This is a genomic window from Bacillus cereus group sp. N24 (assembly GCF_016483345.1).
Taxonomy (GTDB): domain Bacteria; phylum Bacillota; class Bacilli; order Bacillales; family Bacillaceae_G; genus Bacillus_A; species Bacillus_A toyonensis.
This window is the reverse complement of record NZ_JAEHCA010000099.1, coordinates 1-404: the sequence shown is the minus strand read 5'-3', so window position 1 is coordinate 404 and position 404 is coordinate 1. Positions and strand designations below refer to the sequence as shown.

Sequence of the window (404 nt, the reverse complement as noted above, 5' to 3'; positions counted from 1 at the left end):
GACTTAGCGGCATATGATGCCGAAGGAAATGCGTACAAGTATGAAGTAAAAGAACAACCAGTAGATGGATATAAATCAGAGGTTCATGGTTATGACATTACAAATACAAAAATAGCGAACTTAACAGTAGAAGGAACAAAAACGTGGAACGATAACAACGCAACAGATCGTCCAAGCTCGATTAAAGTAGACTTACTACAAAACGGTAAAGTAGTAGATACAAAAGAAGCAACAGCGGCAACAAACTGGAAATATGCATTTGCGGATGTAGAAGCATATGACGCAAATGGAGTAGCATACAAGTATGAAGTGAAGGAACAGCCAGTAGCAGGATACCAATCTGACGTACACGGTTATGACATCACAAATACAAAAGTAGGCGAAACAAAAGTAGAAGGAACGAA

1 protein-coding gene is annotated in these 404 nt (G+C 38.9%); it reads left to right on the top strand.

The window, feature by feature from the left end; all coding sequences use genetic code 11:
* Positions 1-404: Cna B-type domain-containing protein (locus JDS95_RS30530; RefSeq protein ID WP_199691053.1), on the top strand; the 404-nt coding region annotated here is incomplete at both ends.